The organism is Tenacibaculum pelagium, from assembly GCF_014062345.1.
In the GTDB taxonomy this organism is placed as follows: Bacteria; Bacteroidota; Bacteroidia; order Flavobacteriales; family Flavobacteriaceae; genus Polaribacter; species Polaribacter pelagius.
Window position 1 is genome coordinate 312,997 of record NZ_JACGLS010000004.1, and the last position, 6,439, is coordinate 319,435.

The 6,439-nt window shown below is 31.8% G+C and carries 5 protein-coding genes and 1 pseudogene; 3 read left to right on the forward strand and 3 right to left on the reverse strand.

Going from position 1 to position 6,439, the window contains the following annotated elements; genetic code table 11:
- Nucleotides 1-67 precede the first annotated feature (67 nt).
- The 3 genes from mscL to H3Z83_RS10415 are packed head-to-tail and all read right to left on the reverse strand — an operon-like array spanning nucleotide 68 to nucleotide 2,228.
- Complete coding sequence (gene mscL / locus H3Z83_RS10405; RefSeq protein WP_220455467.1) at nucleotides 68-472, reverse strand: large-conductance mechanosensitive channel protein MscL; 405 nt, start codon at nucleotides 470-472, stop codon at nucleotides 68-70.
- Nucleotides 473-523: 51 nt separating this feature from the next.
- Nucleotides 524-1,624: an alanine racemase gene (gene alr / locus H3Z83_RS10410; protein ID WP_182125427.1), complete on the reverse strand. Its 1,101-nt coding sequence runs from the start codon at nucleotides 1,622-1,624 to the stop codon at nucleotides 524-526.
- A complete protein-coding gene (locus H3Z83_RS10415; protein WP_182125428.1) occupies nucleotides 1,617-2,228 on the reverse strand; it encodes a thymidine kinase in 612 nt (203 codons plus the stop codon). Before H3Z83_RS10415 ends, alr begins: the two co-directional genes overlap by 8 nt.
- 101 nt (nucleotides 2,229-2,329) lie before the next feature.
- Here H3Z83_RS10415 and H3Z83_RS10420 point away from each other — a divergent pair, with 101 nt between their 5' ends.
- The 3 genes and pseudogenes from H3Z83_RS10420 to H3Z83_RS10430 form a co-directional block, all read left to right on the forward strand.
- Nucleotides 2,330-3,133, forward strand: a complete 804-nt coding sequence (locus tag H3Z83_RS10420) for a hypothetical protein (RefSeq protein WP_182125429.1) — start codon at nucleotides 2,330-2,332, stop codon at nucleotides 3,131-3,133.
- A 39-nt stretch (nucleotides 3,134-3,172) separates the two neighbouring features.
- Complete coding sequence (locus H3Z83_RS10425; RefSeq protein ID WP_182125430.1) at nucleotides 3,173-4,195, forward strand: DUF3089 domain-containing protein; 1,023 nt, start codon at nucleotides 3,173-3,175, stop codon at nucleotides 4,193-4,195.
- 310 nt (nucleotides 4,196-4,505) lie between these two features.
- Nucleotides 4,506-6,439, forward strand: a pseudogene (locus H3Z83_RS10430) (hypothetical protein); the annotation flags it as partial.

The following is a 6,439-nucleotide window of genomic DNA, read 5'->3' on the forward strand; positions in this document are numbered from 1 at the left end:
AATAAAAACAAAGAAAAAGGAGATGAATTATTCATCTCCTTTTTTTATAATCGATTAGATTAATTAGTTATTGTTTTTTTAACAAATCTCTAATTTCAGCTAATAAATCTTCTTGACTTGGCCCTTTTGGTGCTTCTGGAGCAGGTTCTTCTTTTTTCTTCATCTTGTTAACAGCTTTTACTACCATAAACATTACGAAAGCAACGATAATAAAATCGATAACGTTAGTTAAAAATTCACCGTAAAGCATTGCTACTTCACCAGTAATTTTCCCAGCTTCATCAGCAACACCTTCTTTAAGTACATATTTTAAATCTTTAAAGTCGGCGTTAAATATAAGTCCGATTAAAGGAGAAACAATTCCTCCTGTAAATGAAGCAACTACTTTGTTAAAAGCAGCACCCATAACAAAACCTACTGCAATGTCGACTAAATTGCCTTTCATTGCAAAGTCTTTAAACTCTTTGAGCATTCCCATGTATTTGATTTTTAATAGTTAATTGAGTTGAAAAATATAAAAAAATTAATTATTAACCAATCTTTTTACACGTTGCGATATGGCGGTAAGTATTTCATAAGGAATAGTTTCACATTTATGCGCCATAAATTCTATGTGCTGTTGATGATTGAAAAGAATTACGTCATCACCTTCTTTGCAATCTATTTTTGTAACATCTACCATAATCATATCCATACAAACATTACCAATAATAGGAGCAGCTTGGTTGTTAATGATAACAAAACCATTTTCATTACCTAGTTTTCTTGATATTCCGTCTGCATGTCCAATTGGTATAGTTGCACTACGAGTTTCTTTATTGGCGGTAAAAGCTCTATTATAACCAACAGTTTCTCCTGGTTGAACTATGTTTATTTGAGAAATGATAGATTTTAATGTATGCGTATTTTTTAATTGAGATGTCTCTTGTTCGTTATTTCCGAAACCATATAAGCCAATTCCTAAACGAACCATGTCAAATTGTGCTTGAGGATAATTTACAATTCCAGAAGTATTTAAAATATGAATCATTGGCTCATATCCTAAATGTTCATATATCTGTTTTACAATGTAGGCAAAGTTGTTAATTTGAGCTACGGTGAATTCTTGTTCATTAGCATCTTCGCTAGCAGCTAAGTGAGAAAAAACTGAGGCTACTTTTATATTGTTAGATTGCTTTAATTGTGTAAGAAGCACAGGTACATCCGTATGCCAAAAACCTAGTCTGTTTAAACCGGTGTTAAATTTTATATGAACAGGATAGTTCATTAAAGGTGCTTCATCGGCTAATTGTAAAAAAGCATCTAATATTTTAAAATTATATAAGTTAGGTTCTAACCTATGTTTTACAATTTCTTTTAAGTTTTGAATTTGTGGGTGTAAAACTAGGATAGGAGTTTTAACTCCTGCTTCACGTAAAACAATTCCTTCATTAGCATATGCTACAGCAAAATAATCAACTTTATCTTGAAGCAATTTTGCAATTTCAACAGATTCACTTCCGTATCCAAAAGCTTTAACAACTGCTAAAATTTTAGTTTTAGAGTCAAGTTTTTGTTTAAAATAATCAAGATTGTGCTGTAAAGCATCTGCGCTAATTTCTAAAACAGTTACGTGGTTATTCATCTGATAAAGATTCTTTCTTGTTGTTTTGCTCTTGCATAGCTTTATAATAAGCAGCTCTACTTAAAGGTTCGTATTCTTGAGTTTCACCTAATAAAACTAAGTCGTCACTTTGAGCTTTTCTATAACTGTAATGTGCTAAGTTACCAGTGTGGGTACAAACAGCATGTACTTTAGTTACATATTCAGCAGTAGCCATTAAAGCCGGCATTGGACCGAAAGGTTTTCCTTTAAAATCCATATCTAAACCAGCAACAATAACACGAATGCCTCTGTTGGCTAAATCGTTACAAACTGCTACGATTTCATCATCAAAAAACTGAGCTTCATCAATTCCAACAACATCAACATCATTGGCTAATAAACGAATATTAGACGATGCTGGTACTGGTGTAGAACGAATTCTACTATCATTGTGAGATACTACTTCTTCATCGTCGTAACGAGTATCTACCGATGGTTTAAAAATTTCAACGCGTTGTTTTGCAAACTGCGCACGTTTTAGTCTACGAATTAATTCTTCGGTTTTACCCGAAAACATTGAGCCGCAAATTACCTCAATCCAACCAAATTGTTCTGTATGATTTACTGTATTTTCAAGAAACATTTTGTAATTTTAAGCTCTAATTATTGATTTTTGTGTTACTTTCGAACAAGGAACAAATTTATTAAAATTTAGCAGCAAAAATTAAAATCAAACAACAACTTATGCACAAAAAACTCGCATCAGATTTAACCAGTTTAGCACACAGTATTTTACAGATGAAAAATAAGGAAGATGTGTTTGAGTTAAAACAGAAAGCATACGAGGTTTATGAAAAGCTTTCGGTTTTAGCTTATGTAGAAGAGTATATTAATAACACTCCGAATCCGTCTAAGACAAAGAATGAGTTATTGCAAGATATTTTGTTGGCTGAGGAAAATAGAATTGAAAAAAACAAAATAGAAGAACCTATAGTAGAAGAGGTTAAAGTTGTACATCAATTAGATGATTTAGAGGAGGCAATTGAGTTAGAAGCTGAAGATATTGCAGATGATGTGATTAATGAAATAATCGAAGAAGAAATAGATTTAAAAGTAGTTGAAGAAATTACCGAGCAACCTTTTGATGAATTAGAATCATTAATTTTTGAAAACTCAGATGATGTTAAAAGCGATGTAAAAGATGTTGGTGATAAAAAAACACCAACGCTTGAAGATGAATTACAAGACACTATTTCGGTAGATGTTATGGCTGATTTATTTGAGAAAGTTGAATCTAAAAAATCATTAAACGATAAACTACAAAATTCTATTCAAATAGGATTGAATGATAGAATTGCTTTTGTAAAACATTTATTTAATGGAGATCAAAATGATTTTAATAGAGTGGTTTCGCAGTTAAATACTTTTAAAACAGAAAAAGAAGCGAAGAAATTTATCAATAAAATGATAAAACCAGACTATAATTGGACTGAAAAAGAAGAATACGAAACACGATTATTCGAAATTATTGAAAGAAGATTCGCTTAGTTTATATTCGATTTAAAAGAGAATAAATACATAGTTAATATGAGAGCAAGGTTTTTAAAAATTATAATATTATCCCTTGCTTTCATTCTATTAAGTAATTGTAAATCTACCTACAAAACACAATCTTTTTCATCTAAGAAAATTCCTTCACAGCCTAATTACGAATTAGAAAATTCATGGGCTGTATTGCCTACAAAATATACGAATGAGTTTAAGAAATACGCATCTTTAAAACCAGATACTTTAAAGGCTGATGTGTTTTATGTATATCCGACATTAAATACGAGTAAAAAAGATAATCGCTGGAATGTACCGATAGATGATGTTGAGCAAAATAAAAAGGTACTTGCTAAAGCAGTTTTGTATCAATCATCCGCATTTGCTGAAACAGGTAAAATGTATGTACCTTTTTATAGACAAGCACATTACCGCTCTTTTGTTAAAGGGTATAAAAAAGAAGGTAAAGAAGCATTAAAATTAGCTTATAGTGATGTTAAAAACGCTTTCAAAGTTTATTTAAAAAAATATAATAACAAGCGTCCGATTATTCTTGTAGGACATAGTCAAGGAACAAGGCATGCAGTTCAGTTAGTAAAAGATTTTTTTGATGAAAAACCGTTAGCTAAAAAACTAATAGCAGCTTATATTCCAGGAATAAGAGTAAAACCAAACGAGTTTAAAAGTATTAAACCTATGTATTCGCCTAATGTAACAGGAGGTTTTGTAGCTTGGAATACTTTTAAAAAGGGGAATACCCCTAAAAATAAAAATTGGTATAATGGAAGTGTAACGAATAATCCTATTTCATGGGATAAGAAAACGACAACAGAGTTACAGCAACATAAAGGCTTTTTATATAGCAATGGTAAAATGTATTCTCAAGCTTTAAAAGTTCAAATTACTGATGGATTAGTTTGGTCAACTAATCCCCAATTTCCACTACGCTTCTTTATGTCATTTCTTAAAAATTATCATGCTGGTGACATTAATTTATTTTGGTTAGATATAAAAAAAAATAGCCTTTTAAGAACCCAAAATTGGGTAGATAAAAACATAAAATAAGCTACATTTATTTATAAGGAAAATCCCCCTTTTTACTTTGTTAGTATTTGGTTAATGTTCTGTGTATTAAATAATTTCTTAAATTTGTGTAAGTGAATTAACTAATCAAACTTCTCAAATTCACCTCTTAAAAAGATTTCCTCTTATTGAACTAAAGTTATTTATATAGCTACTACTATTACCTCTCGTTTTTAACCTCTTACCTTTAATCTCTCGTTTAGATGTTTTTACAGCTAACATGTTATGTTAGTATGAGGTCAGCCCTTTTAATAAAAAATCAAAAAAATAATAGTATGTAAAACATTACATTATGTTGCTTAATAACAAAAAAGCTGTTTTGGGGAAAACAGCGTTAATTACGTTAAAAGACTGCATTGTTAAAAATAAAAATGAATACTTAAAAAGTATAACAGGTTTTCTTGTTGTGCTTTTTTTATTTTCAATGAATGTAGCGCAGTCGCAAAATATAAACACAGAGACATCTGTACATGCCAATTTCGGAATCGATGCAGATGTTTTCTCTGGAATTGTTTCATTTCCAAATGGAGGAGTCTTTCCTTCTGCGACTGATGATTGGTTTCTCGGTGCCTCAGGAAAAGGAGTTATAGATGAAACACCAACAGCTACAACTGCTGCTTTATTAGTAGATGATAATGCTTCAGCAGAAATAAGAATGAGTGTTCCTATATACTCGGTGGTAGATGGTAGATTATGGATTGATGCAGTGTTTATTAGAGATCAAAATGCTCAAGGTAATAATTCTGATTCAAATGTATTTACAGGAGGTTCAGATAAAAATAATGATAATCCAGATACTTGGACAATTACTGACGCTTCCGTACCTCAAAAAAATGATATTATAGATGTGTTTGGGCATTTAAGAAGAGAAGGAGCGACTGTTGGTACTGACCAATGGGCTTTATTAGGAGCATCAACAAGAAATGATAGTGGTGATAGTTATTTAGATTTTGAATATTTTAGAGAGAAAGTTAATTTAGTAGGAGGTACAATTGAATCAGTTGTAGATTTATCTGCAACCGGCGGTCGTACACCTTATTTATTTAAGCCAGATGGTTCTGTAGAGCAACATGGGGATATTATTTTATCTGTTAATTATGCTAATGGGGGGGCGAATGCTATAATTAAACTTTATGTTTGGGTAGAGTTAGTAGGTGTTCCTGATAGTTATTTTGATACTCATAATGGATTGCCATTTAGGCCTTTTGAATTTAAGCAGGACAATAATGGATATGTTCAGTATTCAGGAGGTAATGGAGCAGGGAATTATGGATATGCCGAAATACAGTTAAGAAGTGATTTACCACCAGGTTCTCAAGCAATATTTGCACAAGTAAATGATGGAGGGGATGTTCCAGCAGGACCTTGGGGAACTATAAGTAAAGGTGGTGATATAGTTGCAAATTATGGAGAAACTACTTTTGCTGAAATAGCGATTAATTCTACTGCTTTAGGTTTTGATTCAAGTAGTTCACCTGGTATAGATTGTGTGAGTCCATTAGGTAGTGTAATTGTAAAAACTAGATCTTCAGATTCATTTACAGCTGAGTTAAAAGATTTAGCTGGGCCATTCAGTTTGGCGGATACTCCAGAAGTTGCTGTTGTAATTGAAGGAGAAGATATAGCCTGTACAGAAGATAGTATAACATTAACAGCAACAGCTTCACCAGTAGGGAATACTTTTAGTTATAAATGGTATAAAAACGGAGTTGAAATTATTGGAGAAACAACAAATCAACTAGATGTAACAGAAGCAGGTGCTTATAAAGTTTCTGCTACATTACAATTTGCACCTGGAGTTGTTGGGTGTACTGCAGAAGAAGTGTTTGAAGTTAACGGAGAGCCATTAATTCCTTTAAATCAAGTTTGTCCAGGTGATCAAATAATAGATGCTTGTACTTCTCAAGAAGATATAAATACTGCTTTTAGTAATTGGCTAGCAGGTTTTTCTTATTCAGGGGGGAATGGAACAGTTGTAGAAAAGTATTTTATAGATGAAGTTGAAATAAATATAAATAATTTAACAGCTCCATTAACTTGTGGCGGCAGTGTAATTTTAAAATACGAAGTTTCTGATGAGTGTGAACAAGTAAAAGTGTGTGAAAAAACATTTACTATTACACCTGATGAAACGGCTCCAATCATTGTAGCAATACCAGATTATAAGTTAGATGAATGTAATGAAGCATGGCCAACGAGTTTAGCGACTACTTGGAGTGATAATTG

Bases quoted from the DNA above. Each gene is read 5' to 3' on its own strand.
- mscL (WP_220455467.1), bottom strand. From the start codon at position 472: ATGCTCAAAGAGTTTAAAGACTTTGCAATGAAAGGCAATTTAGTCGAC.
- alr (WP_182125427.1), bottom strand. From the start codon at position 1,624: ATGAATAACCACGTAACTGTTTTAGAAATTAGCGCAGATGCTTTACAG.
- H3Z83_RS10415 (WP_182125428.1), bottom strand. From the start codon at position 2,228: ATGTTTCTTGAAAATACAGTAAATCATACAGAACAATTTGGTTGGATT.
- H3Z83_RS10420 (WP_182125429.1), top strand. From the start codon at position 2,330: ATGCACAAAAAACTCGCATCAGATTTAACCAGTTTAGCACACAGTATT.
- H3Z83_RS10425 (WP_182125430.1), top strand. From the start codon at position 3,173: ATGAGAGCAAGGTTTTTAAAAATTATAATATTATCCCTTGCTTTCATT.